The sequence below is a fragment of the Paraburkholderia sp. WS6 genome (assembly GCF_030464835.1).
GTDB lineage: Bacteria > Pseudomonadota > Gammaproteobacteria > Burkholderiales > Burkholderiaceae > Paraburkholderia > Paraburkholderia madseniana.
In genome coordinates this window covers 167,696-192,863 of the sequence record NZ_JALQCK010000005.1, presented here as the reverse complement: position 1 = coordinate 192,863, position 25,168 = coordinate 167,696, and the positions used below count along the sequence as shown (strand labels likewise).

The 25,168-nt window shown below is 62.8% G+C and carries 22 protein-coding genes and 1 tRNA gene; 10 read left to right on the top strand and 13 right to left on the bottom strand.

Going from position 1 to position 25,168, the window contains the following annotated elements:
• Positions 1 to 100 precede the first annotated feature (100 nt).
• The 6 genes from M0D64_RS08685 to cysS form a co-directional block, all read right to left on the bottom strand.
• Positions 101 to 194 (bottom strand) — tRNA-Ser (locus M0D64_RS08685).
• Between the two features lie 208 nt (positions 195 to 402).
• Complete coding sequence (locus M0D64_RS08680) at positions 403 to 1,653, bottom strand: aspartate kinase (RefSeq protein ID WP_097389650.1); 1,251 nt, start codon at positions 1,651 to 1,653, stop codon at positions 403 to 405.
• Between the two features lie 375 nt (positions 1,654 to 2,028).
• Positions 2,029 to 3,525: a tRNA lysidine(34) synthetase TilS gene (tilS, locus tag M0D64_RS08675; protein WP_266257325.1), complete on the bottom strand. Its 1,497-nt coding sequence runs from the start codon at positions 3,523 to 3,525 to the stop codon at positions 2,029 to 2,031.
• 48 nt (positions 3,526 to 3,573) lie between these two features.
• Complete coding sequence (locus M0D64_RS08670) at positions 3,574 to 4,545, bottom strand: acetyl-CoA carboxylase carboxyltransferase subunit alpha (protein WP_007181378.1); 972 nt, start codon at positions 4,543 to 4,545, stop codon at positions 3,574 to 3,576.
• A gap of 124 nt (positions 4,546 to 4,669) precedes the next feature.
• Complete coding sequence (locus M0D64_RS08665) at positions 4,670 to 5,746, bottom strand: DNA-3-methyladenine glycosylase (RefSeq protein WP_266257324.1); 1,077 nt, start codon at positions 5,744 to 5,746, stop codon at positions 4,670 to 4,672.
• Between the two features lie 47 nt (positions 5,747 to 5,793).
• Positions 5,794 to 7,191: a cysteine--tRNA ligase gene (gene cysS, locus M0D64_RS08660; RefSeq protein ID WP_266257323.1), complete on the bottom strand. Its 1,398-nt coding sequence runs from the start codon at positions 7,189 to 7,191 to the stop codon at positions 5,794 to 5,796.
• 247 nt (positions 7,192 to 7,438) lie between these two features.
• On the opposite strand from cysS, the gene M0D64_RS08655 reads away from it, so the two are divergent.
• The 4 genes from M0D64_RS08655 (at position 7,439) to M0D64_RS08640 (ending at position 10,280) form a co-directional block, all read left to right on the top strand.
• On the top strand, positions 7,439 to 8,170 hold the full coding sequence (locus M0D64_RS08655) for a tetratricopeptide repeat protein (RefSeq protein ID WP_266257322.1): 732 nt from the start codon (positions 7,439 to 7,441) through the stop codon (positions 8,168 to 8,170).
• 49 nt (positions 8,171 to 8,219) lie between these two features.
• The gene (locus M0D64_RS08650; RefSeq protein ID WP_097389655.1) at positions 8,220 to 8,801 is read left to right on the top strand and encodes a peptidylprolyl isomerase; all 582 of its coding nucleotides are present in this window, start codon (positions 8,220 to 8,222) and stop codon (positions 8,799 to 8,801) included.
• 139 nt (positions 8,802 to 8,940) lie between these two features.
• The gene (locus tag M0D64_RS08645) at positions 8,941 to 9,435 is read left to right on the top strand and encodes a peptidylprolyl isomerase (protein WP_054041841.1); all 495 of its coding nucleotides are present in this window, start codon (positions 8,941 to 8,943) and stop codon (positions 9,433 to 9,435) included.
• 47 nt (positions 9,436 to 9,482) lie between these two features.
• Positions 9,483 to 10,280 (top strand): UDP-2,3-diacylglucosamine diphosphatase, encoded by a 798-nt coding sequence (locus M0D64_RS08640; protein ID WP_154565109.1) that lies wholly within the window; start codon positions 9,483 to 9,485, stop codon positions 10,278 to 10,280.
• Here M0D64_RS08640 and cysE read toward each other — a convergent pair whose 3' ends face one another.
• The 3 genes from cysE to M0D64_RS08625 form a co-directional block, all read right to left on the bottom strand.
• Positions 10,281 to 11,123, bottom strand: a complete 843-nt coding sequence (gene cysE, locus M0D64_RS08635; protein ID WP_266257321.1) for a serine O-acetyltransferase — start codon at positions 11,121 to 11,123, stop codon at positions 10,281 to 10,283.
• A 182-nt stretch (positions 11,124 to 11,305) separates the two neighbouring features.
• Positions 11,306 to 12,142, bottom strand: a complete 837-nt coding sequence (locus M0D64_RS08630; RefSeq protein ID WP_168435889.1) for an RNA methyltransferase — start codon at positions 12,140 to 12,142, stop codon at positions 11,306 to 11,308.
• Between the two features lie 144 nt (positions 12,143 to 12,286).
• On the bottom strand, positions 12,287 to 12,439 hold the full coding sequence (locus M0D64_RS08625) for a hypothetical protein (protein WP_167378324.1): 153 nt from the start codon (positions 12,437 to 12,439) through the stop codon (positions 12,287 to 12,289).
• A 67-nt stretch (positions 12,440 to 12,506) separates the two neighbouring features.
• Between M0D64_RS08625 and M0D64_RS08620 the strand changes: the two genes are divergently transcribed.
• The 4 genes from M0D64_RS08620 to M0D64_RS08605 all read left to right on the top strand — a co-directional run bounded on the left by M0D64_RS08620 (position 12,507) and on the right by M0D64_RS08605 (position 19,032).
• On the top strand, positions 12,507 to 13,310 hold the full coding sequence (locus M0D64_RS08620) for an inositol monophosphatase family protein (protein WP_154565115.1): 804 nt from the start codon (positions 12,507 to 12,509) through the stop codon (positions 13,308 to 13,310).
• A gap of 239 nt (positions 13,311 to 13,549) precedes the next feature.
• Positions 13,550 to 14,848 carry a lysophospholipid transporter LplT gene (gene lplT, locus M0D64_RS08615; protein ID WP_266257320.1) on the top strand — a complete coding sequence of 433 codons (1,299 nt, stop codon included), beginning with the start codon at positions 13,550 to 13,552 and terminating at the stop codon, positions 14,846 to 14,848.
• Between the two features lie 154 nt (positions 14,849 to 15,002).
• Complete coding sequence (gene mutS / locus M0D64_RS08610) at positions 15,003 to 17,690, top strand: DNA mismatch repair protein MutS (RefSeq protein WP_266257319.1); 2,688 nt, start codon at positions 15,003 to 15,005, stop codon at positions 17,688 to 17,690.
• On the top strand, positions 17,677 to 19,032 hold the full coding sequence (locus M0D64_RS08605; protein ID WP_266257318.1) for a hypothetical protein: 1,356 nt from the start codon (positions 17,677 to 17,679) through the stop codon (positions 19,030 to 19,032). Before mutS ends, M0D64_RS08605 begins: the two co-directional genes overlap by 14 nt.
• Here the strand turns inward: M0D64_RS08605 and M0D64_RS08600 are convergent.
• Positions 19,012 to 19,554 (bottom strand): peptidylprolyl isomerase, encoded by a 543-nt coding sequence (locus M0D64_RS08600; RefSeq protein WP_154565123.1) that lies wholly within the window; start codon positions 19,552 to 19,554, stop codon positions 19,012 to 19,014. The two genes, M0D64_RS08605 and M0D64_RS08600, sit on opposite strands and share 21 nt — an antisense overlap.
• 32 nt (positions 19,555 to 19,586) lie before the next feature.
• On the opposite strand from M0D64_RS08600, the gene M0D64_RS08595 reads away from it, so the two are divergent.
• Both M0D64_RS08595 and M0D64_RS08590 read left to right on the top strand, forming a co-directional pair.
• Positions 19,587 to 20,837, top strand: coding sequence for a cupin domain-containing protein (locus M0D64_RS08595; RefSeq protein WP_266257317.1), 1,251 nt, complete (start codon positions 19,587 to 19,589; stop codon positions 20,835 to 20,837).
• A gap of 231 nt (positions 20,838 to 21,068) precedes the next feature.
• The gene (locus M0D64_RS08590) at positions 21,069 to 21,332 is read left to right on the top strand and encodes a hypothetical protein (protein WP_054041874.1); all 264 of its coding nucleotides are present in this window, start codon (positions 21,069 to 21,071) and stop codon (positions 21,330 to 21,332) included.
• Positions 21,333 to 21,483: 151 nt separating this feature from the next.
• Here the strand turns inward: M0D64_RS08590 and M0D64_RS08585 are convergent, their stop codons facing one another.
• From M0D64_RS08585 to M0D64_RS08575, 3 genes are all read right to left on the bottom strand, one after another.
• A complete protein-coding gene (locus M0D64_RS08585; protein ID WP_266257316.1) occupies positions 21,484 to 23,739 on the bottom strand; it encodes an ATP-dependent DNA helicase in 2,256 nt (751 codons plus the stop codon).
• Positions 23,740 to 23,802: 63 nt separating this feature from the next.
• Complete coding sequence (locus M0D64_RS08580) at positions 23,803 to 24,021, bottom strand: DUF465 domain-containing protein (RefSeq protein WP_093633515.1); 219 nt, start codon at positions 24,019 to 24,021, stop codon at positions 23,803 to 23,805.
• A gap of 128 nt (positions 24,022 to 24,149) precedes the next feature.
• The gene (locus tag M0D64_RS08575; protein WP_266257379.1) at positions 24,150 to 25,052 is read right to left on the bottom strand and encodes a hypothetical protein; all 903 of its coding nucleotides are present in this window, start codon (positions 25,050 to 25,052) and stop codon (positions 24,150 to 24,152) included.
• Positions 25,053 to 25,168 lie beyond the last annotated feature (116 nt).

Below are 25,168 nucleotides of genomic sequence, written 5' to 3'. Positions count from 1 at the left end.
GGAGACGGACTTACCAGGAAATCCGCGATGGGCTAGCTGATGGGCTGAAAAAGAAAAAGCCCCGTAAGTCGTTGAACTTACGGGGCCTTGTCACCGCTTTTGGCGGAGACGGAGGGATTCGAACCCTCGATCCAGGTTTTGGCCCAGATGCTCCCTTAGCAGGGGAGTGCCTTCGACCTCTCGGCCACGTCTCCCAAACTTTCGGTTGCGCAGGGAGTCAGCGCAACGAAGCCAAGATAATAGCGGGCCGAACCGCGAAGGTCAATGTCTGCCGCACATTTTTTGTGCCAGCTTTGTCACTGACGACGCAATTAATTGACATTAACTTGCGTCACATTAGCCGGGCGTACCGCACACATTCAGAGATGAGGTGCTCTTGTACACCCCACCCCGCACAGCAAATTACGCTTGATCCAGTTCGAACGCCTTATGCAGCGCGCGCACGGCGAGCTCCATGTACTTCTCGTCGATCAGCACCGAAATCTTGATTTCGGAGGTCGAGATCATCTGGATGTTGATGCCCTCTTCCGACAACGTGCGGAACATCGTGCTCGCGATACCCACGTGCGAACGCATGCCGACGCCGACCACCGATACCTTCGACACCTTCGGATCGCCCAGCACCTGCTCAGCCTGCACATGGCCCTTCACCTGGCCGGTGAGGATGTCCATGGCGCGCTGATAATCGCCGCGGCCGACCGTGAACGTAAAGGCCGTTTTGCCTTCGACGCTCTGGTTCTGGATGATCATGTCGACGTCGATATTCGCGTCCGCCACCGGGCCGAGAATCTGATATGCGATGCCCGGCTTGTCGGGCACACCCATCACGGCGATACGAGCTTCGTCGCGCTGGAACGCGATGCCCGAGATGACTGCTTTTTCCATGGTCTCGTCTTCTTCAAAAGTAATCAGGGTGCCCGACTTCATTTCAGTGTCGAGCGGGATCAGCGGATCGGTCAGGCTCGACAGCACGCGCGTCTTCACCTGATATTTGCCGGCGAATTCCACCGAGCGGATCTGCAGCACCTTGGAACCCAGGCTTGCCATTTCCAGCATTTCTTCAAACGTCACGCGATCGAGGCGGCGTGCTTCTTCCACCACGCGCGGGTCGGTCGTGTAGACGCCGTCGACGTCCGTGTAAATCAGGCACTCGTCGGCCTTCAATGCGGCAGCGACTGCAACAGCCGACGTATCCGAACCGCCGCGGCCGAGCGTGGTGATGTGGCCGTCAGGGTCGATACCCTGGAAGCCGGTGATCACCACTACTTTGCCCGCGTCGAGATCGCGCAGCACGCGCTCGCCGTCGATTTCGCTGATGCGCGCTTTCGTGAACGCGCTATCCGTTTTGACCGGCACTTGCCAGCCGGCATAGCTGACCGCGTCGACGCCGGCTTCCTGCAGCGCGATGGCCAGCAGTCCCGAGCTGACCTGCTCGCCGGTAGCGGCAATCATGTCGAGTTCGCGCGGGCTCGGCTGGCTCGTGATTTCTTTCGCGAGGCCGAGCAAGCGGTTGGTTTCGCCGGACATTGCCGACGGCACGACGACCATCTTGTGGCCGGCCTTATGCCATTTCGCGACGCGCTTGGCGACGTTCTTGATGCGCTCGACCGAGCCCATCGAGGTGCCGCCGTATTTATGTACGATGAGTGCCATTGTCGTTCTGAACTGGAGGAGAAAACGCGCTGGCGCGCTGGAGACGACCGCACAAAAGCACAGGAGCGCAACGTCTTGTGAACGACGGCAAAGTGTGTGGCGGCGTAGATGCAGCGCGCGTGTAACACGCGCGGATTTGCCCGGGAATGATCGCTAGTGGCTTACCGGAAACGACGGATCACGCACGGAAACCGCAAAAGCGACGGCGAAATCGGGTCGGGCAAACAAGTTAAATTACCCGATCGAGCGCAAAAAGACAAGCCGAAATGGCCGTCGAATGGTCCATATTACCGGCTGAAAAGGCGTATCCGGCGCGGTTTTGCGCCCTATTCCGGAGATTCACCGGATAGATAACCCGCCTGTCCGACTGGTCGGTCAGGCGATCAGCAGGTCGTCGCGCCAGATGATCCTGACACGCGGCTCGGCCGCATTGACCTGCTCGGGCAACGCTGTGCGGTTCAGGCCGAGCAAGGGCACGAACAGCAAATCGTCGCCGACGTAAAGCAGCGGCACGTCACGCTTCCATGCCGGAATGCCGCGCTCCTGGAACAGGTTCTTCAGCGTGCGGCTCGGGCTGCCTGGTGCAGCGCTCGTACGCATCCGTTCACCGCCGCTGCGCGAACGTGCGCTTAGCAATGCCCGGCGCAGCACGCTGACGGGAAGCGTATCGGGATCGTCTGACGCTGTATCGACAATGCCGGAGGCATCGCCGTCGACAGCGGAATCGACATCAGAAGCGGCGGCGACAGCGACTGCGACAAACACAAAGGTGCCCCGCCATTGCGGCAAACGCCAGATCGCTTCACCCTGCCATGCGAGTTCGCTCACTGCGCGCTCAGCGAGCGCGGTTTCATCGGCGGGCTCACTGCTATCGCCCGCTTCCCAGTAGATCAAGCCGCGATAACTGCGCAACGCTTGCCCTGCATGATCGATACGCAGGCTATGGCCCTCGCCGGCTTCCCCGACTTCGCGCAACTGCCGCAAAACGTCGGTCAGACGCGCGGTCGATGCAGCAGCCAGACCCAGTGTGCGCATCCAGTAGCGCAGCAGGTTGAGCGCGCGATCGTCGTCGAGGGCGAGCAGCACATCATGCGATAGCGCGCGGCCATCATCGCGCACGGCTTCGTCCAGATCGATGCGCGCGAGATCGTCGAGCAGACGCTGCGCCGATGCCGCATGCGCGGCGGTGCGCGCGAGTGCGTCGCGAAAACCAGGAAAGTGGACGGCCAGCGCCGGTGTCACCTCGTGACGCAATGCGTTGCGCGCGTAACGGGTGTCCGCGTTCGATTCGTCGTCGATCCAGCGCAGATTCCGGGCGCTCGCATACTGCTCGAGTTGCACTCGCAGCAGATGCAGCAAAGGCCTCACGCGCACCGAGGAGGCGCCTGCCGGCAAGTACTCGGGCGCCATCGCCGCAAGTCCCGCGAGGCCTGCGCCGCGCAGCAGCTGCAATAGCACCGTCTCCGCCTGGTCGTCCGCATGTTGCGCGAGCCATAGCGCGCGAACGCCGCGTGTTGCGCACATGGCGTCCAGCGCACGGTAACGCGCATCGCGCGCCGCGGCCTCGACACTCACACCCGCGTCACGCGGCACCTCGACACGCTGTGCCGCGAATTCAACGCCACGTTCCTGCGCAAATGCTTCGCAATGCGCGAGCCACTCGTCGGCATGCGCGCTGAGTCCATGGTGCACATGCAGCGCGACACAACGCGACGCCCCCGCGACGCGCACCACCGCATCCAGCAGCACACTCGAATCGACGCCACCGCTGAACGCCACCGCAATGCGCGCATTCGCAGGCAACGCGGACAGCGCAACGCCGACCGCATCGAGAACGAGGCGGTCGGCGGGCGATTTGGCGGTGGGAGTCACGTCGCTAGCGCGTTACGCGCTAAAGGACGAAAGAGAACGCGCGCGGGCTTAGGCACCCGGCGTCGTTTCCTTGAACTTGCCGTACGACATCAACCGTTCGAAACGGCGTTGACGCAGGTCGTTGATGCTCATGCCCTGGAACTGGCGCAGCGAGTCGGCGAGCGCACGGCGCAGCATCGCGGCCATGCCCTTCGGATCGCGATGCGCGCCACCGAGCGGCTCGTTGACGATCTTGTCGATCAGGCCGAGCGCCTTGAGACGATGCGCGGTCAGGCCGAGCGCTTCCGCGGCTTCCGGCGCTTTCGCGGCGCTCTTCCACAGGATCGACGCGCACCCTTCCGGCGAAATCACCGAATAGGTCGAGAACTGCAGCATCAGCACGCTGTCGCCGACGGCAATCGCAAGCGCGCCGCCCGAACCGCCTTCACCGATGATCGTGGCGATCAGCGGCGTCTTGAGTTCAGCCATCACGTACAGATTGCGGCCGATCGCTTCCGACTGGCCGCGCTCTTCCGCGCCGATGCCCGGGTAGGCGCCCGGCGTGTCGATGAACGTGAAGATCGGCAAGCCGAACTTCTCGGCGAGACGCATCAGGCGTTCGGCCTTGCGGTAGCCTTCCGGACGCGGCATGCCGAAGTTGCGCAGCGCGCGCTCCTTCGTGTCACGCCCCTTCTGATGGCCGATCACCATGCAAGCCTGGCCGTTGAACCGCGCGAGGCCGCCGACGATCGACAGGTCGTCCGCATAGTTGCGGTCGCCGTGCAGCTCGTGGAAATCGGTGAACAGCTCGTTCACGTAATCGAACGTGTACGGGCGTTGGGGATGTCGGGCAATTTGCGAAACCTGCCACGGGGTGAGGTTCGCGTACAGATCTTTGGTGAGCTGTTGACTCTTCTTGGACAGCCGCTCGATCTCTTCCGAAATATCGACGGCCGAATCGTCCTGCACGAAGCGCAATTCTTCGATCTTCGCTTCGAGTTCAGCGATCGGCTGTTCGAAATCCAGAAAGGTGGTCTTCATTGGTTGTAATCCTTGGACTTACCGGCAGCGCGTATTCTAACCGCGCTCGCCGATGTCAAAACCATTTCTCAACTATCGATTTTTAACAATTGATAGCTTTTCAAACGGCATCGCTTCTCTTGCTTTAGTAGTCGACCGGCAACGGATCGAGACTACGCCACATATACCAAGTGGCGACAGTGCGCCACGGCTCCCAGTTTGCCGCGACCTCACGCGCTTCACTGCGCGTAACCGGTTCGCCGCTGAAGTAATTGACGCTGATCGCGCGGATCAGGCCGAGATCGTCCAGCGGCAGCACGTCCGGGCGCGACAGATTGAAGATCAGGAACATTTCCGCGGTCCAGCGGCCAATGCCGCGGATCTGCGTGAGTTCGGCGATCACCGCCTCGTCGTCCATCGAGGTCCACTTGCCGACGTGCAACGCGCCCGACACGAAGTGCTGCGCGAGATCGAGGACGTATTCGGCCTTGCGCCTGGACAACCCGCACGCGGTCAGCTTGTCCTGACCGAGCTTGATGAACTGCTGCGGCACGAGCTTCGGACACGCCGCCTCGACTTTCGCCCAGACCGCCTGCGCGGACGCTACCGAAATCTGCTGCCCGACCACCGAACGCGCGAGCGTGACGAACGGATCGCCACGGCTTAGCAGATGCACCGGGCCGAACTTCGGAATCAGTTTCTTCAGGATACGGTCGCGCTTGACGAGGTCCGCGCACGCCTTGTCCCAATACGCCGGACGGGTGACTTCAGGCGTGAGGCCGCCGATCTCCACCGGCACCGCGAGTTCAGCAACATCCGCGGCTTCCCCGCCCGCACTCGATGACGCGCGCGTCTTGCGTACGACTTCGCCTTCGCGAGTATCCCGCGCGAGTTCTCGCACGTCGCCTGCGAGTTCGGCAGGCAACGCGCCATTGCTTTTTGCACGCGAGGTTTTGGCGCGCGTCGAAACAGGCGCGTGCGCCGACGAGCCGTTCAGCGCGCGCTTGACGGTGGCCTTCTTCGCAGCCCCGGTCGTTGCCGTTGCTGCTGCACCCGCCGCGGCACGCGCGCCTGCCTTCGCCGCCGCCCCGGCGGCTTTCGATGCTGCATTCTTTACCGCGCTGCCGCCCGCGCGAGCCGACGTTCGTGTCGACTTTACCGCGGTTGCCGCGTTTGTTTGAGACGTGGCTCGTTTAGCCGGCGTCTTCGTGGCCGTTGCCATCCTGCCTCCTGCCTGGCGAGTCGATCAGAGGGAAGTACGAGGTGCGCTCACACGCGCCGCCACTCGGTCAACCCGCCGGGTTTGTCTTCAAGTGCAACGCCGGCCTCGAGCAATTCTGCCCGGATCCGGTCTGCTGCTGCATAGTCTTTCGCCTGCTTGGCGGCCACGCGCGCGGCGATCTTCGCTTCGATCGCGGCGGCGTCGAGCGCGCCTTCCGCGGCGGCGCCCGCAGCCCGCTGCAGGTATGCACGCGGCTCCCGGCCGAGCAAGCCGATCACAGCGCTCAGCGAGCGCAATTGACGGGCCAGCGCGGGATCGCGCGTGCGGTTCACTTCAGTTGCCAACTCGAACAACACCGACACTGCAACCGGCGTGTTGAAGTCGTCGTTCATTGCTGCCTGGAAACGCTGCGCATGCGCTTCGTTCCAGTCGAGTTCCGCACCGTCCGGCGTGACGTCTTTCAGCGCGGTGTACAAACGCGTCAGCGCACTGCGGGCGTCGTCGATATGCACGTCGCTGTAATTTAACGGCGAACGGTAATGCGCGCGCGCGATAAAAAAGCGCACGACTTCGGCATCGTACTGCGCCAATACTTCGCGAATCGTAAAGAAGTTGTTCAACGACTTCGACATCTTCTCATTGTCGATCTGTACGTAGCCGTTGTGCATCCAGTAATTGACGAAGGTTTGTCCGGTCGCAGCTTCGCTTTGCGCAATCTCGTTCTCGTGGTGCGGAAACTGCAGGTCCTGACCGCCGCCGTGAATGTCGAAATGCTCGCCGAGCAACGTGCAACCCATCGCCGAGCATTCGATATGCCAGCCGGGGCGGCCGCGCCCGTACTTCGACTCCCAGCCGGTGTCGGCCGGTTCGTCCGGCTTCGCCTGCTTCCACAGCACGAAGTCGAGCGGGTCCTGCTTCGCCTCGTTCGCGGCGACCCGTTCGCCGGCGCGCAGATCTTCGAGCGACTTGCCCGACAGCTTGCCGTAGCCCGCGAACTTGCGCACCGCATAGTTCACGTCGCCGTCGGCCGCCTGATAGGCGTAACCGTTCGCCTCGAGCTTCTCGATCATGCCGAGCATCTGCGAGATGAAATCGGTGGCGCGCGGTTCCAGATCGGGCCGCTCGATACCGAGCGCGTCCGCATCTTCATGCAAGGCTTTGATGAAGCGATCGGTCAACGATTTGATCGTTTCGCCGTTCTCCACTGCGCGCCGGATGATCTTGTCGTCGATATCCGTGATGTTGCGCACGTAGGTAACGTCGTAGCCGAGCGTGCGCAACCACCGCTGCACGATGTCGAACACGACCATCACCCGTGCATGACCGACGTGACAATAGTCGTACACGGTCATCCCGCAGACGTACATCCGCACGACGCCATCCTGCAGCGGCACGAAAGTTTGCTTGTCACGCGCGAGCGTGTTGTAGATGCGCAGTGATTCCATAGAGAACGGTGCGTGGGCCGAAAGAAATCCGCAATGTGTTTCGTGCATGAGGCGCCCCGCGAGAAGACGGCGGGTGCGTTCTGTGTACTGCAACACGCACAGCAGCAAACCGGTGCACCTGGTGCGGCGGTCAGGCTGCGTTCAAGGCGGAGACGACCACGAGTGGCGAAAAGACAGTTTGCGGTTCGACGGAACGCGCAGACCTTTTGTTAGAATGGGTCGGAGTATAACATCCAGACCCGAGCCTATGAAACCTTCCAGCGGCCGCGCGCGCAGCGCTGCGACCCTCGCCGCGACGGCATTCTGCGCCGTCGCCCTCACGGTCTTGCCGGGTGCTGCCGCGTACGCGCAGAAAGGCGCCGCGACCATGCCGCAGGGCCCCGCCGTGCGTGACAACACGCCGGAAATCGACGCGTCGATTGCGCAGAAGAACTGGGAAGCCTCGCTCACCCAGCTCGACGCGCGCATCGCCTCGAATCCGCACGACGCGCAAGCCAGGTTCAAGCGCGCCACGGTGCTGGCCCACCTGAATCGCGACGACGAAGCCATCACCGCGTTCACCGAACTCACGCAGCTGTATCCGGAACTGCCCGAACCGTATAACAACCTGGCCGCGCTCTATGCGAAGCACGGCCGTTATGCCGAGGCACGCGCCGCGCTCGAAACCGCGACCAAGGTGAATCCTGGCTACGGTCTCGCGTACGAGAATCTCGGCGATCTGTATCTGCGCATGGCGAACGAAGCCTACCGTCGCGCCCAGGGCCTCGGCAAAGCAAGCGCCACGACCACGCAGCGCCTCACCGACATCCAGAAGATCGTTTCGCCGCCCAAGGGCAGCGCGCCGGCGAAAAAAGCCGCGGCGCCTGCCGAGGCCAGCGCCGCGCGCCCCACCGCGGACATGACACAAACACCGAGCTTCCAGTACGGCGGCGCAAACGGCTCGCTCGCCATGCCGCCCTACATGGCGCCGTCGCAGTAACACCGTCACCGTTTTCGGCAACACGTTTTTTCCAACCCTGAGGATCTTCATGAAATGGTTGATGTTGGCGCTCGGCAGCGCCGCCCTGATCGCAAACGCCCCCGCCTTTGCCCAGTCCGGTTCGCAGGCCGCGCATCCGTCCGTCCTCTTCAAGACCACGGAAGGCGACATCCGCGTCGAGTTGTATCCTGAGAAAGCGCCGAAAACGGTCGCCAACTTCCTCGACTACGTGAAATCCGGCCAGTACAGCGGCACGATTTTCCATCGCGTGATTCGCGGCTTCATGATTCAGGGCGGCGGTTATACGCAGAGCTTCGCTGAGAAGCCCACGCGCGCGCCGATTCCGCTCGAAAGCCGCAACGGTCTGAAGAACGCCGCCGGCACGCTCGCCATGGCGCGCACCAGCGATCCGAATTCGGCCACGGCGCAGTTCTTCATCAACACGGTGGATAACGCCGGGCTCGACTATCCGAATCCGGACGGCAACGGCTACGCGGTGTTCGGCAAGGTCACGAGCGGCATGGACGTCGTGAAGAAGATCGAAGGCACGGCCACCACCACACGCGGCCCGATGAGCGACGTGCCGCAAAAACCGATCGTGATCGAATCGGCCACGGTGGTCGGCAAGTAAGCAATAGAGCAGGAAGCAGCACCAGGCACGCTGCACAGGAAATCAACCCAATCTACGCCCCCGGCGCGGCCCGTCGTCATCTCACTTCATGACGAACGGCCGCGCCTTTTACCCACCCCGTTCATCAAAGGATTCCATCATGGTTGAACTGCATACAAACCACGGCGTCATCAAACTCGAACTGGACGCTGAAAAGGCGCCGAAGTCGGTTGAGAACTTCCTCAACTACGTGAAGGCCGGTCACTACGACAACACGGTGTTCCACCGCGTGATCGACGGCTTCATGATCCAGGGCGGCGGTTTCGAACCCGGCATGAAGCAGAAGCCGACGGCTGAACCGATCACCAACGAAGCGAACAACGGCCTGAAGAATGTCAACGGCTCGATCGCGATGGCTCGCACGAACGACCCCCACTCGGCAACCGCGCAATTCTTCATCAACGTGAACGACAACGACTTCCTGAACCACTCGTCGCCGACGCCGCAGGGCTGGGGCTATGCGGTGTTCGGCAAGGTGGTCGACGGCATGGACATCGTCGAGAAGATCAAGAAGGTCAAGACGGGTTCGAAGGGCTTCCATCAGGACGTGCCGGCCGACGACGTTGTGATCGAAAAAGCAGTGATCGTCGACTAAGCGTCCGATAAGGGCCAACGCGTTTGAACTGACATCAGGCACCTTCAATGCTGCAAGAAACACCGCTGCGAAGCGTCGCCGCGGGCGTGCCTGGCGAGGGCAAACGCCCGCACGCCGCACGTCCGTTTTTTCTCCTCTCCGATATTCATCTGAGCGAGGCGATTCCGCACACGGTCGCCGCGTTCGAACACTTCGTCCGCGTCACGGCCGAGCAGGCGGATTCGGTTTTCATTCTCGGCGATCTGTTCGAGTACTGGATCGGCGACGACATGCTCGTCGAGCCGTTCGTCGCGCGGATGGCGGCGTTGCTGCATACGCTGTCGGAACGCGGTATCGCGCTCTACATCATGCACGGCAATCGCGATTTTCTGCTCGGCAAGCGCTTCATGAAAGCGGCCGGCGCGATCTGGTTGCCCGATCCGTTCGTGATCACCGCGTTCGGCACGCGGATCGTGCTCGCGCATGGTGATGGCCTCTGCACCGCGGATCGCGGCTATCAATTTTTCCGGCGCTTTGCGCGCATCCGTTTCGCGCAGATGCTGTTTCTCGCGTGGCCGTTTCGCTGGCGTCAGGCGCTTGCGGAAAACATGCGCTCGAAAAGCGAGCAAGGCCGTTCGCGTCCGGTTTCGCCGAAGTATGACGTGACGCCGAAGGCCGTCGCTGCGTTATTCAAGTCGTCGAAAACGGCCACGATCATTCATGGGCATACGCATCGTCCGGCGCGGCATCGCGAGCCGGGCGGCACGCGCTGGGTGTTGCCGGATTGGGATCTCGACCACGGCGAGCGCCGTGGCGGTTATCTACGAATCGATGCGGAAGGGATTCGGGCGTTGCCGCTGAATTGACTAGCGCTCCGCCACCGCCCCTTCCACCTTTCCTGCAATCGCGGCCGACAGGCGCCGCAGATCGAGCAGCGCCGCGTCGGCGCCTTGCAAGCCTTCCAGACTGGTTCCCAGCCGCTCCAGCGCGTCGACGATTTCGTCGATACGCTTCGATTGCGTGGCAGCGTGGTCGATCAGACCGTGAATCGCCAGCGATACCGGATCGTCCGCATTCGGCGTGATGCCGTAGGCGCAGAATGCGCTCTTTTCCGACACCGCCTTCGACTCACGCACTGCGCTATTTGCCGATGCGCTCGCCGAACCCGCTGCCGCAGCAACCACGGCAGCCGCTGCCGGGACGATGATCCGCGCGGGATTCCCCACCGCCGTGCCGCGTGCCGGCACCGGCTTCGTGACCACTGCATTCGAGCCGATCTTCGCGTCCGCGCCGATCGTAAAACCGCCGAGCACCTTCGCCCCCGCGCCGACGATCACGCCGCGTTCAAGCGTGGGATGCCGTTTCGCCCCCCGCGTGAGCGACGTGCCGCCAAGCGTCACGCCCTGATAGATCGTGCAGTCGTCGCCGACTTGCGCCGTCTCGCCAATCACGACGCCCATGCCGTGATCGATGAACACACGGCGGCCCAGCGTAGCGCCCGGATGGATTTCGATGCCGGTCATGAAACGCGCCATCTGCGAGATGAAACGCGCGAGCCAGCGGCGTTTAGCCTGCCAGCATGCGTGCGCGAGCCGGTGCAGCACGAGCGCGTGCAGACCCGGATAACACGTGATGACTTCCCAGGCGCTGCGGGCGGCGGGATCGCGCTCGCGGATCGTGGCGATGTCTTCGCGGAGTCTCGTGAACATGGCAGGGACTAGGTTGTGGGGGAAAAGACCGCCTGCGTGAAACACCACGCACGACGGATGCTTGCCGCATAGCAGATCGGCAGCTTTGCTTAGAACGTTTCGAGCGATTGTAGGGCGATTGCGCGAAACCTGCCGGAAGCCCACGCTGCCGGCAAGGTCGTAGATTGATGGGCACGCAGCCCTTAGGACGCGTCGTCGCCCGGCGGTTTGGTCTTCAGCAGAATATGCTTGGCGATGCCGCGCACGATATTCACTTCCTCGCGCTCCAGACCGGAACGTGCGAACAGGCGCCGCAAGCGGGACATCAATTTCTTCGGATTGGCCGGATCGAGAAACTCGAGCGCGACCAGCGCGCTTTCCAGATGAGCGTACATGCTTTCGATTTCGTCGCTTGCCGCCCGCGTGCCGACCGGCTCGCCCTGCCCGGCGACCGCTTGAGCCACCGCGGATGCTGCAGCCGTTGCCTCGCCCGCGGACAGATACGCCGTGCGCAATTCATACGCCAACACCTGCACGGCCTGCGCAAGATTGAGCGAACTGTAGGCGGGATTGGCCGGAATATGCGCGAGCGCGCTGCAGCGCTCGACATCCTCGTTCGACAGGCCCGTGCGCTCGTTGCCGAACACCAGCGCGATCTCGCCATGTATTGCCTGCTCGCGCGCGGCGCCCGCCGCGGCACGCGGCGTCCATTGCGGCGGCCCGTATTCGCGCAGCCGGGCGGTCAGTGCAATCGACCAATGCACGCCGCTCAACGCATCGGCAAGCGTCGGTACGACGTGCGCGGACGCCAGCACGTCGTCAGCGCCGCTCGCCATGGCGATGGCTTCCGGATCGCTTTGCACGTGCGGCACACGTGGCGACACCAGCACGAGGCGCGAGAAACCCATGGTTTTCAGCGCGCGCGCCGCGGCGCCGACGTTGCCGGGATGGCTGGGCTCGACGAGCACAAAGCGCGTCGACGTAAAACCGCCGCGCAGGTCCGCCACGGCGGGATCGGAAGAATGGTGGGTGTGGTCCACGATGAAACTCGGCAAGCTAAAGAACGCGTATGGTAGCGCCAACAGTGCATCGGCTCCGAAATGCGCGTGTCCGCCGCGCTAAAGCCGCGCCGTTGGACCGTCGCACGCCATGCCTGGCAGCAAGCGCTGCCGCGGCGCCCGGACTCAGGTAAAATACCAATATTCGCGCCCGGTTTTCTCTTGTGAGAGCTCCGGCGCTTCGTTCTTATCCAATTCGTCTCCGTCGGCGGAATGCGCACCCGGTCCTTTGCCGGACGTGCGTTCCGTGCTGTTTCCGCGCCCTTTGATGGCGCTCAATTAGCGCTCATCCCGCGCTCATTTACCGGTAAGCAGCCGTGCTGCCCCGGCACAAGGATCCAGTCTCATGCATCCCATGCTCAATATTGCTGTGAAGGCCGCGCGCCGCGCAGCCCAGATCATCAACCGCGCGTCGCTCGACCTCGATCTCCTCCAGGTCAGCAAGAAACAGCACAACGATTTCGTCACGGAGGTCGACAAAGCGTCTGAAGCGGCGATCATCGATACGCTCAAGACAGCCTACCCCGATCACGCCATCCTCGCCGAAGAATCCGGCAAGTCGGACAACGACTCCGAATATCAGTGGATCATCGATCCGCTCGACGGCACCACCAATTTCATCCACGGCTTCCCGTACTACTGCGTGTCGATCGCACTTGCGCACAAGGGCATCGTGACGCAGTCGGTGGTCTACGATCCGACCCGCAACGACCTGTTCACCGCCTCGCGCGGCCGCGGCGCGTTCCTGAACGACCGCCGCATCCGCGTCGCCAAGCGCGACCGCCTGGCTGACGGCCTGATCGGCACCGGCTTCCCGTTCCGTGAAAAGGATGGCCTCGAAGCGTATGGCCGCCAGTTCGCTGAAATGACCGAAGCCTGCGCCGGCCTGCGCCGTCCGGGCGCTGCCGCGCTCGATCTGGCGAATGTTGCCGCGGGCCGTATGGACGGCTTCTTCGAGCAAGGCCTGAATCCGTGGGACGTCGCCGCAGGCAGCCTGCTGATCACGGAAGCCGGCGGTCTGGTCGGCAATTACACGGGCGACTCGGACTTCCTGCACGTCGGCGAAATCGTCGCGGGCAATCCGAAGGTCTACGCGCAGATGATCCCGATCCTGTCGCGCTACAGCCGCACGCGCCAGCAATCGGCTTAAGGTTCAGGTCTCAGGTCTCAGGTCTGGACTGGCCGGCTCGGTGCCGGCATCGGTAATACAGCATCGGTAATACCTAAAGCGGCTTCGGCCGCTTTTTCGTTGGCCCGCCTGCACCCGGCGGGCGTTCGTGCTACAAAGCGGAAGGCCGCGCCGGCACGCACGATCGCCGGCTGCGTTTTGCGCGCTTCTTGCAGCGCCGTGCTTCGCGTCAGATTTCCGCGCAGCTTCCGATCCGCTTCATGAAAAAAGGCTTCTACACGATCATCGCGGCGCAGTTCATTTCGTCGCTCGCGGACAATGCCCTGCTGATTGCCGCCATCGCCCTGCTATCGGTGATCCGTTCGGCCGCCTGGGTCACGCCGCTGCTGCAGATGTTCTTCACTATCTCCTACGTGTTGCTCGCCCCCTTCGTCGGCGCATTCGCCGACGCGTTGCAAAAGCGGCACGTCATGTTCGTCTCCAACGCGCTCAAGGCGAGCGGTTGCCTGATGATGATCGCCGGCGTCCATCCGATGATTGCGTACGGCGTGGTCGGCTTTGGCGCGGCCGCGTATTCGCCGGCCAAGTACGGCATTCTCACCGAGCTCCTGCCCGCGGACAAACTCGTCAAGGCGAACGCGTGGCTCGAATCGGCCACCGTCCTGTCGACCATTGTCGGCACGATGGTCGGCGGCGCATTGATCAGCACCCTCGCCGACCGGTTCGTCGCGCATGCGCATCTGCCGCTGATCCGCTCTTCCGCCGATCTGGCGATGTTCGCGGTGATGGTCACGTATGCCATCGCGGCGGCGGTCAACATCTTCATTCCCGACACCGGCGCGCGTTATCCGAACCGTTTGAACGAGCCGAAGAAACTGGTCGGCGACTTCTATCATTGCTTCAACGTGTTGTGGGCCGACAAGCTCGCGCAGATCGCGCTGTGGGTCACGACGCTGATGTGGGGTGGCGCGGTCACGCTGCAATTGCTGGTGCTCAAGTGGGCGAACGTGAACCTTGGCCTGTCGCTGTCGAAGGCGGCGGTGATGCAAGGCGTGACGGGGCTCGGCATCGCCGTCGGCGCGGCGGCCGCGGCGGCGCTGATTCCATTGCGCAATTCGCTGCGCGTGCTGCCGATCGGCATCCTCACCGGCGCGGTCGCGATCGCTGTGGCGTTCTACAACCGGGACCTGTTTCCGGCGGGCGCCGGCATCCGTATCGGCTCATACGTGCTGCCGACCTACATCCTGCTCGCCTATCCGCTGATGATCCTGCTCGGCGCGCTCTCCGGCTTTTTTATCGTGCCGATGAACGCGATCCTCCAGCATCGCGGCGCGACCTTGCTCTCCGCGGGGCATTCAATCGCGGTGCAGAATTTCAACCAGAATCTGGCCGTGCTGCTGATGCTCGGGGCCTACGCGATACTGCTCACCGCGAAGATGCCCGCGCAATGGATCATTGTCGTATTCGGCAGCTTCATCACGTTCATGATGTGGCTCGCAAAGCGGCGCAGCGCTGTGAATGAGCGCACGGTGGATATGCGGGCGCTCGTTGAAGAATGATGGCATGGCGAGAATCAGAATCGCACGGGTGGCGTGAGAATCCGCATTGCGACACGTAAGCTGCTTTGTGGATTGGCCATCCGGCCAGGGTCCGCTCGCCGCGTCGGCGGGTTAAACTCACGCCCTGAACAGCTAACGCAAAAAGACACCGAGGATGGGCATTCAAACCGCAGCGGCCAATGACGTCGCACAACACACGCCGATGATGCAGCAGTATCTCCGCATCAAGGCGGATCATCCGGGCACGCTGGTGTTCTACCGGATGGGCGACTTCTACGAGCTCTTTTTCGAAGACGCGGAAAAGGCCGCGCGTCTGCTCGATTTAACACTTACGCAGCGCGGCGCGTCGGCGGGCAATCCGATCAAGATGGCGGGCGTGCCGCATCACGCGGTCGAACAGTATCTGGCCAAGCTGGTGAAGCTCGGCGAATCCGTCGCGATTTGCGAACAGATCGGCGACCCGGCCACGTCGAAAGGGCCCGTCGAGCGCAAAGTGATGCGCGTGGTCACGCCGGGCACCTTGACTGATGCAGCCCTCCTGTCCGACAAGAGCGACGTCTACCTGATGGCGCTGTGTGTCGCGCATAACCGTCGCGGCGTCGCAACGAGCGTCGGGCTCGCGTGGTTGAATCTGGCGAGCGGCGCACTGCGCCTTGCCGAAGTGGCGCCCGATCAGGTGGCCGCCGCGCTCGAACGGATTCGTCCCGCGGAAATTCTGGTGGCCGATGCACCCTCCGACTCCGCGAGCTGGACGCCGCCGGTCAACGCCGGCGCCCTCACCCGCGTGCCGGTCTGGCACTTCGATATCGCCTCGGGCACGCAGCGTCTGTGCGATCAACTGGAAGTGGCCGGCCTCGACGGCTTCGGCGCGCACTCGCTGACAGCGGCATGCGGCGCGGCCGGCGCGCTGCTGCTGTATGCCGCGGCCACGCAAGGCCAGCAATTGCGTCACGTGCGCAGCCTGAAGGTCGAGTACGAGTCCGAATATATCGGGCTCGACCCCGCCACGCGCCGCAATCTTGAACTCACGGAAACGCTGCGCGGCACCGAATCGCCCACGCTGTGTTCACTGCTCGACACCTGCTGCACGACGATGGGCAGCCGCCTGTTGCGTCACTGGCTGCATCATCCCCCGCGCGAAGCCGCTGTGGCGCAAGCACGTCAGCAGGCCATCGGCGCATTGCTCGACGCACCGCTGGGCGCAGGCGTCGACACGCTGCGCGGCGCGTTGCGGCAAATCTCCGACATCGAGCGGATCACCGGGCGTCTCGCGCTGCTGTCGGCGCGGCCCCGCGATCTGTCGAGCCTGCGCGATACGTTCATCGCCTTGCCGGAGTTGCGCACGCAACTCGCGGCCGTTTCGTCCAATGCGGATTCGCTGGCGCGTATCGACGCGTCGCTGGAACCGCCGCAAGCCTGCGTCGAACTGCTCAAGCGCGCGGTCGCGCAGGAGCCAGCCGCGATGGTGCGCGACGGCGGCGTGATCGCCCGCGGCTACGATGCGGAACTCGACGAGTTGCGAGATATTTCGGAGAACTGCGGGCAGTTCCTGATCGACCTCGAAACGCGCGAACGCGCACGCACCGGCATCGGCAATCTGCGCGTCGAGTACAACAAGGTGCATGGCTTCTATATCGAAGTCACGCGCGGCCAGACTGACAAGGTGCCGGACGACTACCGCCGCCGTCAGACGCTGAAAAACGCCGAGCGTTACATCACGCCAGAGCTGAAGACGTTCGAAGATAAAGCGCTGTCCGCGCAGGAACGCGCGCTGGCCCGCGAACGCGCGCTTTACGACGCGTTGCTGCAAGCGCTGCTGCCTTTTATCCCGGACTGCCAGCGCGTCGCGGCGGCACTCGCCGAACTCGATCTGCTGGCTGCTTTCGCCGAACGCGCCCGCGCACTCGATTGGGTCGCGCCGACGTTTTCGCCGGATACCGGCATCGAAATCGAACAGGGCCGGCATCCGGTTGTCGAGGCGCAGGTCGAGCAATTCATCGCTAACGACTGCACGCTCACACCCGAGCGCAAACTGTTGCTGATCACCGGCCCGAACATGGGCGGTAAATCGACCTTCATGCGGCAGACCGCGCTGATCGCGTTGCTGGCCTACGTCGGCAGCTATGTGCCCGCACGCCGCGCGGCATTCGGTCCGATCGATCGCATCTTCACGCGAATCGGGGCAGCGGACGATCTGGCCGGCGGCCGCTCGACCTTCATGGTGGAGATGACCGAAGCTGCAGCGATCCTGAACGACGCAACACCGCAAAGTCTCGTGTTGATGGACGAGATCGGGCGCGGCACGTCGACGTTCGACGGCCTCGCGCTGGCGTGGGCCATCGCGCGGCACCTGCTCTCGCACAACGGCTGTCATACGCTATTCGCCACGCACTACTTCGAATTGACGCAGTTGCCCGCCGAGTTTCCACACGCGGCCAATGTGCACCTGTCGGCAGTCGAGCATGGGCACGGCATCGTGTTCCTGCATGCGGTCAGCGAAGGGCCGGCGAATCAGAGCTATGGTTTGCAGGTCGCGCAACTGGCCGGTGTGCCGAACGCGGTGATTCGCGCGGCCCGCAAGCATCTTGCGCATCTCGAACAGCAATCGGCGGCGCAACCCGCTCCGCAACTCGATCTGTTCGCCGCGCCCATGCCCATGCTGCTTGAAGACGCCGACGACGAACCCGGTCGCAAGCAAGCAGCAGCGGCGGCGTCGCCGGCCATGCAGGCACTTGTCGAGCGTCTGCGCGCAATCGATCCGAACGATCTGCGGCCACGCGAAGCGCTCGATCTGCTGTACGAACTGCACGACCTGGCCGCCGCGCCGGATGCAGATCATTGACGCACACAGGCCCTCGCAGCGCCCGCGCAAACTTTGCGCGGCGCTGACCAACGCCCTCACGGTCACGGGCGGCCTCGTGTCGATAGCGTCGCTTATGATGCTCGTGGTGACTGCCCCGCTCGCGTACGCCGAAGCACCGCGCTTTGCCTTCGCGGTCATCGCCAGCACGATGCAAAGCCCCGCCGACGAAGCGCCCACGCAACGTCTGATCGATGCAATCGGCCGTGACCGCGACGTATCGTTCGTCGTCTACGACGGCAATCTGAAAGGCGCGAAAGAAGCTTGCCGCGATGCGCTATACGAACGGCGCCACGCGCTGCTCGAAACGTCGCGGCCCGCCCTCTTCTTCATTCCAGGCCAGCACGACTGGGCCGACTGCGGCACGGCTGAGGCCGGCGGCTTCGACCCGGTCGAGCGGCTCGATCAGCTCCGCCAAACCCTGTTCATCGACTCCACGTCGATGGGTCAGAACCCGATCGCATTGACGCGCGAGAGCGAAGTGTCGCGCTTTCGCCCGTTCCGGGAGAACGTGCGCTGGCAAGTCGGCGATACCGTGTTTGTCGGTCTCAACGCGCCGAGCCCGAACAATCATTATCTGACTGCGGGTGGCCGCAATGGCGAGTTCGAAGATCGCGTGATTGCCAATGCATTCTGGCTCGAACATGCCGGCGAATACGCGAAACGCCGCGACGCGCGCGCGATTGTCGTGTTCATTCAGGGCGACCCCGATCCGGAGCGCTACGAACGGCCCGACCGTTTCGCGTGGCTGCGCTTTGCGCGTAACACGCGCCGCGACGGTTTTCTGGAATTCAAACGCAGCCTCGTCAAACTCGCGCAGATTTTCCGCGGACCGGTGCTGGTGATTCATTGCGACGACGAACGCGCGAGCGCCGGCTTCGTGATCGATCAGCCGCTACGCAATGACAAGGGAATGCTGGTGACGAACCTCACACGTGTCGAGCTTGCGCCGCATGATCGTCTTAACCAGTGGATTCAGATTGAAGCGGATCTCGGCAAGAAACCGCCGTTCCGCGTGAGCGTGCGCGACGTGCCGAGGCAAATGCCAATGCCGACAGCGGCACCGGTGCCGCAGCGCGAAGAGCCAGCCGCTTCGATGCCGGCCGTGCCGGCCTTAGGCCCCGCTTCCGAGTTGCCACCGTTGTTGCAGACACCCGGGCAGCAGCAACCCGACCAACAGCAACACAGACCTACGGATGACGGCAACGGTGAGTATGGGCCTGCCATGTCCGGCCCGCCCGCCTCGACCGTTTTGCCACACGCACCGGGTGCGCCATCAGGCGCTCCCGGCACGCCCGCAAGCTCAGTGCAGCGTGGGCCCTGATTTGTCGTCTTCGGCTTCGTCGTCATCGTCATCGAGGACTTCGAGGCCGTCGGCGCCATGTGCGTGTTCGTGCTGGATTTCGTCTTCCGTAGCCGGACGCACGTCCTTGACGGTCAGCGCGAAACGCAGCGCCATGCCGGCGAGCGGATGGTTGCCGTCGAGCACGACTTTGTCTTCCGCCACGTCGGTCACCACGTAGACGAGCGAATCGAGGTCATCATCGCCTTCCTCCGGCGTGCCTTCGAATTGCATGCCGACTTCGAGCGGTTCCGGGAAGCGATCGCGCGGCTCGATCTTCACGAGATCGGGATCGTACTCGCCGAACGCGTCTTGCGGCTCGAGCTGGATCTGAGTCTCGAAGCCGGCCTCGTGGCCGTCGAGCTCTTCCTCGATCTTGGGGAACGTGCCATCATAGCCGCCGTGCAGATAGACCATCGGCTCGTCGCTTTCTTCAATCAGATTGCCCTGCGCATCCGATAGCTTGTAAGCGACCGACACGACGGTGTTCTTTGCGATTTTCATTCGATTCTCCAGAATACAACTCACATTATACGATGCCCAAGCGGCCCACTGACCACCCGGCCGACGCAGCGTCGGCACGGAATTCCTCACCGGCTTCAACGCCGGCTCGCCCTATTCTCCCGCCCTCGCCCGACACGCCCACGCCCTTGCTCGGCAATCTGACACCGTCGCAATTCATGCGCCGGTACTGGCAAAAGAAGCCACTGCTGATCCGCCAGGCGATCCCGAACGTAGAGGCGCCGCTGTCGCGCGAGGAGTTTTTCGAGCTGGCCGATCAGGACGAAGTCGAAGCGCGTCTGATCACGCACTTTCGCAACAAATGGCAACTGGAGCACGGCCCGTTCGCGCCGGATGAACTGCCGTCGGTCAAGCAGCGCGCCTGGACGCTGCTCGTGCAAGGCGTGGACCTTTACGACGATCGCGCGCGTGCCTTGCTCGACCGCTTCCGCTTCGTGCCGGACGCGCGTCTGGACGACCTGATGATTTCGTATGCGAGCGATGGCGGTGGCGTCGGCCCCCACTTCGATTCCTACGATGTGTTTCTTTTGCAAGTAAAAGGCAAGCGCCGGTGGCGAATCAGTGCGCAGAAAGATCTGACACTCCAACCGGGTTTGCCGTTGAAAGTTTTACAGCATTTCGAGGCGGAAGAGGAATGGCTGCTGGAGCCAGGTGACATGCTGTACCTGCCGCCGCATATCGCGCATGACGGTGTCGCCGAAGGCGAATGCATGACCTGCTCAATCGGTTTTCGCGCCCCATCCGCGGGCGAGTTGACCGCGCAGTTCCTCTACCATCTGGCCGAACGCGGCGACGCGGCTGTGCGGCCCGATGCGCTTTATCGTGACCCGCAGCAACCCGCTGTCGACCGTCCGGCAGAGTTGCCCGCCGCATTGATTGAGCGGGTTGGTTCGATCCTTGCTGGCGTCAAGTGGAGTGAGCAGGACATTGCGTCGTTCCTTGGCACGTACCTCAGCGAACCGAAGCCGAGCGTCGTGTTTGATCCGCCGCAACGACCGCTCAATGAAGCCCGTTTCATCAGTCAGGCATCCAAGTCTGGCATTCGACTGGACCGCAAGACTAATTTGTTGTACAACCGCCGTTTTTTCTTCGTAAATGGAGAGGAAACGCCATTTAATGGGGCCAAAAAGTGGTTGTTTGACCTCGCTGACCACCGGTGTTTGAGTGCGAAACGCTTTGTAACACTCTCAGACGATTCGTCGGTGACAGCACTGCTTCACGAGTGGTATTGTGCGGGCTGGATACAAGTGGGCGAGCTTGCGTAACTCTGCCCGCCTGTTATACCGTACTGTGAAATTTTGTATGAGAAAGACAACGTATTGACCCCGGATTTATGGATTGTCAGTACGAAAGTGCATATAATTTCCGCCCAAGCCGTAGGGAAGATTCTAGCTCGTCAAAAGAGCGTCTCCACCAGCGGCCCAGGTCGGTGTTGGAGCACATTACCGGTATTATTTTGCGCTGTTGCTTACCTTTAACCATAAAAGGACGTGATCATGAAGAAATCCCTCCTCGTAGCATCCCTGTTGGCAGCTGTGGCACTGGCTGCATGCAACAAGAGCAACGATCAAGCCGCTGCACCGGCTGCTAGCGACGCTGCTGCCGCTTCGGCACCGGCTGCTGCAGCTTCGGATTCGGCTGCTGCTGCTTCGGGTGCGGCTGCTGCTGCGAGCGATGCTGCTGCTTCGGCTACGGCCGCTGCTTCGGACGCAGGCGCTGCTGCTTCGGCTGCTGCTCCGGCTTCGGGCGCAAGCCAGTAAGCTGTCGCATAGGGTTCGCCTCTGGGCGAAAACTGCTCCAGGAAATCACCTCGATTTCCTGGAGCAGTAAAGCAAAACGCCACGGATTCAAATCCGTGGCGTTTTGTCATTTAAGCGCCGTTTTTTACAACGGCATTCACTTAATCGCCTGCTATTCAGCCGGCGTTGCGTTCTCTTCGAAGAATTCGCGCACGACTTCGATCTCACGTGTGCGTTTGAACGGCGGCAGGCTCTGCCATATACGGCGCCCATACGGTTTGTCGACGAGGCGCGTGTCGCAGATCATCAGCACGCCGCGATCGGTCTCAGCACGAATCAGACGGCCTGCGCCCTGCTTGAGGGTAATCACAGCCTGCGGCAACTGATGGACGGCGAACGGGCTCAAACCCTTCTTCGTCAGCGCATCGAGACGCGCCGACAGCACTGGGTCATCAGGCGGCGCAAACGGCAGCTTGTCGATCACGACCAGCGAGAGTGCATCGCCACGCACATCCACGCCCTCCCAGAAGCTCTGGCTGCCCACCAGAATCGCATTGCCGTACGTACGGAAGCGATCGAGCAACTCGGTGCGGCTCGCGTCACCCTGCACGAGCAATGGATAGTCCCAGCCGCGTGCCTCAATGGTGTCGCGCAGTTTGGCCGAGATGCGGTCCACCGCGCGCAACGTCGTGCACAACATGAATACGCCGCCGCCCGATGCTTCGATCGCGGGCAATGCAGCGTCGAACACGGCGTCGGTGAACATCGGCGACGAAGGCTGCGGCAAATTGCGCGGCACGTACAGAAGCCCTTGCGTCGGATAGTCGAAGGGGCTCGGCAGCGTCATCGAGCGTTTTGCGTTCAGGCCCATCTGCGCCGCGTAGTGCGTGAAGTCGCCGCGCACCGACAACGTCGCCGATGTGAAGATCCATGCGCGCGGCACACCGGCGCGCTGCTTTGCGAAGATCGGTGCGACTGACAGCGGTGTTTCGTGCAGTTGCACCGTATGCGCGAACACTTCGATCCAGCGCACCTTTTCATTCGGATCGGCACGTTCGGACTTGGCGTCGTCCGCGGCGGCGTCAGCGGCTGCGCGTTCGGTCTCGGTGGGCGGCGTGGTCCAGCCCGCGAGCACGCCTTGCAACTCACGTGCGCGGCGCAAACACGCCCCGATCGATTCGGCTCGCTCGGCCTGACTGGACAACGCGGACGTCAGTGCGTCGAGCTCGGCTTCCAGCGTTTCGAGCGCGGGGAATAGAGGATGATCGTCGGGCAACTGACCGATCGACAAGCGCACCGAGTCTTCCTTGAAAGCGAGCCGCACGTCACGCGCCGCGCGTTCGAGTGTCGAGCCGAGCTTCACCCAGTCGACCGATTCACGCGCATGACCCAGGCCCTCCGCCACGGAATCGCGCGCGAGCTCGAGAAATTGCGTGGTGGAAAGCGTCTCGCCGAAAAACAGCGTCGCGGTTTCCGGCAGTTGATGCGCTTCGTCGAAGATGACGGTGTTCGCCGTAGGCAGCAATTCAGCCATGCCGGTATCGCGCAACATGATGTCGGCGAAAAACAGATGGTGATTGACCACCACGATGTCGGCCTGCTGCGCCTCGCGGCGCGCCTGCATCACGAAGCACTCCTTGTAATGCGGGCACTCCTGGCCAAGGCAGTTCTCACGCGTGGACGTGACCATCGACCACACTGCCGCCGTTTCCGGCACGCTCGCGAGTTCGGCCTTGTCGCCGGTGCGCGTGATCTTGGCAAAGCGAATGATGTCCTGCAGATACGAGGTTTCCTGGCGCGACGGCAGACGGCCGTTGTCCGCTGTGCGCTGCAGGTAGTAATGGCACAGGTAGTTCGCGCGGCCCTTGAGCATCGCCACCGATACCGGCACAGCGAGCGCGTCGCGCACGGTTGGAATGTCGCGCTGAAAGAGCTGATCCTGCAAATGCTTGGTGCCGGTGGAGACGATCACCTTGCCGCCCCACAACATGGCCGGCACGAGATACGCATAGGTCTTGCCGGTGCCGGTGCCCGCTTCCACGATCAGCGTGTTTTCGCTGCCGTCGAGACCGTTCGATTCGTCGTTTTCAGGGGCAACAGTTGCAGCCTCCGCGCCTGGCGATTGCAGACGCCGCGCCGGACGCTTTTGCGCCTCGAACATCGCGGGCTCGGGCATCGCGCGGCCCGACGCTTCCATGGCCGCCGCGACGGCACGCGACATCTCGATCTGCGACGCGCGCGAACGATAGCCGTCAATCTGACGGGCGAGCAGGCCGTTGTCGGCGAAGATATCGTCCAGTTCGGCGACGCGGCGTGGATTCAACGACGCGGAGAGCGCAGACGCCGGAGGACGCGGCGCCGGCGTGCCGCCGGCCGGAGCGTCGTCGCCCGCCGTGGCGCGTGGTGAAGTTTCAAGCGGTGAATTCAAGGCAAGCGTTTCCTGCAAAGTCCGGCGCGCGCGGCGCGACCCGGCACCTGCCAGGGCGCGAACTCAGGCGCGTGCGTCCGGTTCGAGCTGCAATTGCAGCAAGATGATGGTGTCCTTGACTTTAAGTTTGCGCTTTTTCAGGCGCTGCAACTCGAAGTCGTCGATGCCGGGCTCTTCCGACATTCGGTCGATCAAGCGATCGAGCCCACTATGCTCCGATTCCAGTTGCAGAATACGGTCGCGCAATGTGTCCGCGGTGATGACGTGATGTTGATCGCGCATGCTCGCCTCCGCTCGTAAGCGGCACGGGCTGCGTGTGCAGCCCGATGCCTGAGGTTGCTGTCCGGCTTAAAACGCGTTACGGCGACTACTGCCTGGCTACTACCCTACCAGAACCCGCTACAGCACACCTACTGTTGTTCCTGTTGCTGCTTTCGCTGTTCTTCAAGTTGCTGTTGCTCTTTCAACTGGTCCTGACGTTTCTGCTCGGCTTTCTCGGCCGCCTGCTTCTGACGAGCCTCGACGTCGGCTTTGTGTTGCGCCGCGTCGGCCTGCTTCTTCTCGAAGGTCTGCTGCTTCTCCACCCGCTCCTGCGCCTTTTGCGCGCCCTGCTGACGCGCCTGGTCGAGCTTGCGCTGGAAGTCGCCCTGCTTCTGATCGTATGCCTGGCTGTTGGCTGCGGCTTGCGACGGACTGATGCCGCGCTGCGCCTGATCCAGCGCGTGCTGTTGTTGCTTCTGCTGATAGGCTTGCGCGTTGGCGCTGCGTTGCGGCGCCTCGGCCGCGCGCTGCGCCTGGTCGAGCTGGTGTTGGCGCTGCTTGTCTTCGTAGGCTTGGGCGTTACGCGCGTCGTCAGCGGCACGCTGCGGCGCGCTGGCTTCGTCTTGAGCGCGTTTGAGCGCTGCCTGCTCGTCACGCTGGCGGGCGCGCTGGACACGCTGTTCGCCGTCTAGCGCGAGCTGTTCCTTGCGAATATCGGCCTGCACCGAACGCATGCTGTCGCGCGCCTTGTTCAGACAGTGGTTGACAAAGAACTTACTGTAGCAATCGTGTTCGGCGACCGCGTAACGATAGTTGTTTTCCTCAGTGCGCTGATCGAGAACTTTCTGCCGCGCTTCGAATGCGCTGTTAGACGATGCCGCGTTATCGGCATTGTCCGCGCCCGTGGCGTTCAGGGTGCTCGTTGTGCCCGAAGCGGCTGCCGGCGCCAGGCTGCTGGCGGCCACAAGCGGCGCTGCGGATTGCGCTACGGCCGGCGCGGACGCCGCCAGCGAAGCTGCCATGACGCACGACGCGCACGAAGCGAAAAACATCCCATTGGACGGAAGCGCAGACCTGAACAGCGACCGCAACGCCGACATGAGCGACGTAAGCGGCGAGCGCGACAAACGCGGCGTCAGAAAAAGCGGTAATTGTGACAAGCGAGGGA

Bases quoted from the DNA above. Each gene is read 5' to 3' on its own strand.
- M0D64_RS08680 (WP_097389650.1), bottom strand. From the start codon at position 1,653: ATGGCACTCATCGTACATAAATACGGCGGCACCTCGATGGGCTCGGTC.
- M0D64_RS08670 (WP_007181378.1), bottom strand. From the start codon at position 4,545: ATGAAGACCACCTTTCTGGATTTCGAACAGCCGATCGCTGAACTCGAA.
- M0D64_RS08665 (WP_266257324.1), bottom strand. From the start codon at position 5,746: ATGGCAACGGCCACGAAGACGCCGGCTAAACGAGCCACGTCTCAAACA.
- cysS (WP_266257323.1), bottom strand. From the start codon at position 7,191: ATGGAATCACTGCGCATCTACAACACGCTCGCGCGTGACAAGCAAACT.
- M0D64_RS08655 (WP_266257322.1), top strand. From the start codon at position 7,439: ATGAAACCTTCCAGCGGCCGCGCGCGCAGCGCTGCGACCCTCGCCGCG.
- M0D64_RS08650 (WP_097389655.1), top strand. From the start codon at position 8,220: ATGAAATGGTTGATGTTGGCGCTCGGCAGCGCCGCCCTGATCGCAAAC.
- M0D64_RS08645 (WP_054041841.1), top strand. From the start codon at position 8,941: ATGGTTGAACTGCATACAAACCACGGCGTCATCAAACTCGAACTGGAC.
- M0D64_RS08640 (WP_154565109.1), top strand. From the start codon at position 9,483: ATGCTGCAAGAAACACCGCTGCGAAGCGTCGCCGCGGGCGTGCCTGGC.
- cysE (WP_266257321.1), bottom strand. From the start codon at position 11,123: ATGTTCACGAGACTCCGCGAAGACATCGCCACGATCCGCGAGCGCGAT.
- M0D64_RS08620 (WP_154565115.1), top strand. From the start codon at position 12,507: ATGCATCCCATGCTCAATATTGCTGTGAAGGCCGCGCGCCGCGCAGCC.
- lplT (WP_266257320.1), top strand. From the start codon at position 13,550: ATGAAAAAAGGCTTCTACACGATCATCGCGGCGCAGTTCATTTCGTCG.
- mutS (WP_266257319.1), top strand. From the start codon at position 15,003: ATGGGCATTCAAACCGCAGCGGCCAATGACGTCGCACAACACACGCCG.
- M0D64_RS08605 (WP_266257318.1), top strand. From the start codon at position 17,677: ATGCAGATCATTGACGCACACAGGCCCTCGCAGCGCCCGCGCAAACTT.
- M0D64_RS08600 (WP_154565123.1), bottom strand. From the start codon at position 19,554: ATGAAAATCGCAAAGAACACCGTCGTGTCGGTCGCTTACAAGCTATCG.
- M0D64_RS08595 (WP_266257317.1), top strand. From the start codon at position 19,587: ATGCCCAAGCGGCCCACTGACCACCCGGCCGACGCAGCGTCGGCACGG.
- M0D64_RS08590 (WP_054041874.1), top strand. From the start codon at position 21,069: ATGAAGAAATCCCTCCTCGTAGCATCCCTGTTGGCAGCTGTGGCACTG.
- M0D64_RS08580 (WP_093633515.1), bottom strand. From the start codon at position 24,021: ATGCGCGATCAACATCACGTCATCACCGCGGACACATTGCGCGACCGT.
- M0D64_RS08575 (WP_266257379.1), bottom strand. From the start codon at position 25,052: ATGTTTTTCGCTTCGTGCGCGTCGTGCGTCATGGCAGCTTCGCTGGCG.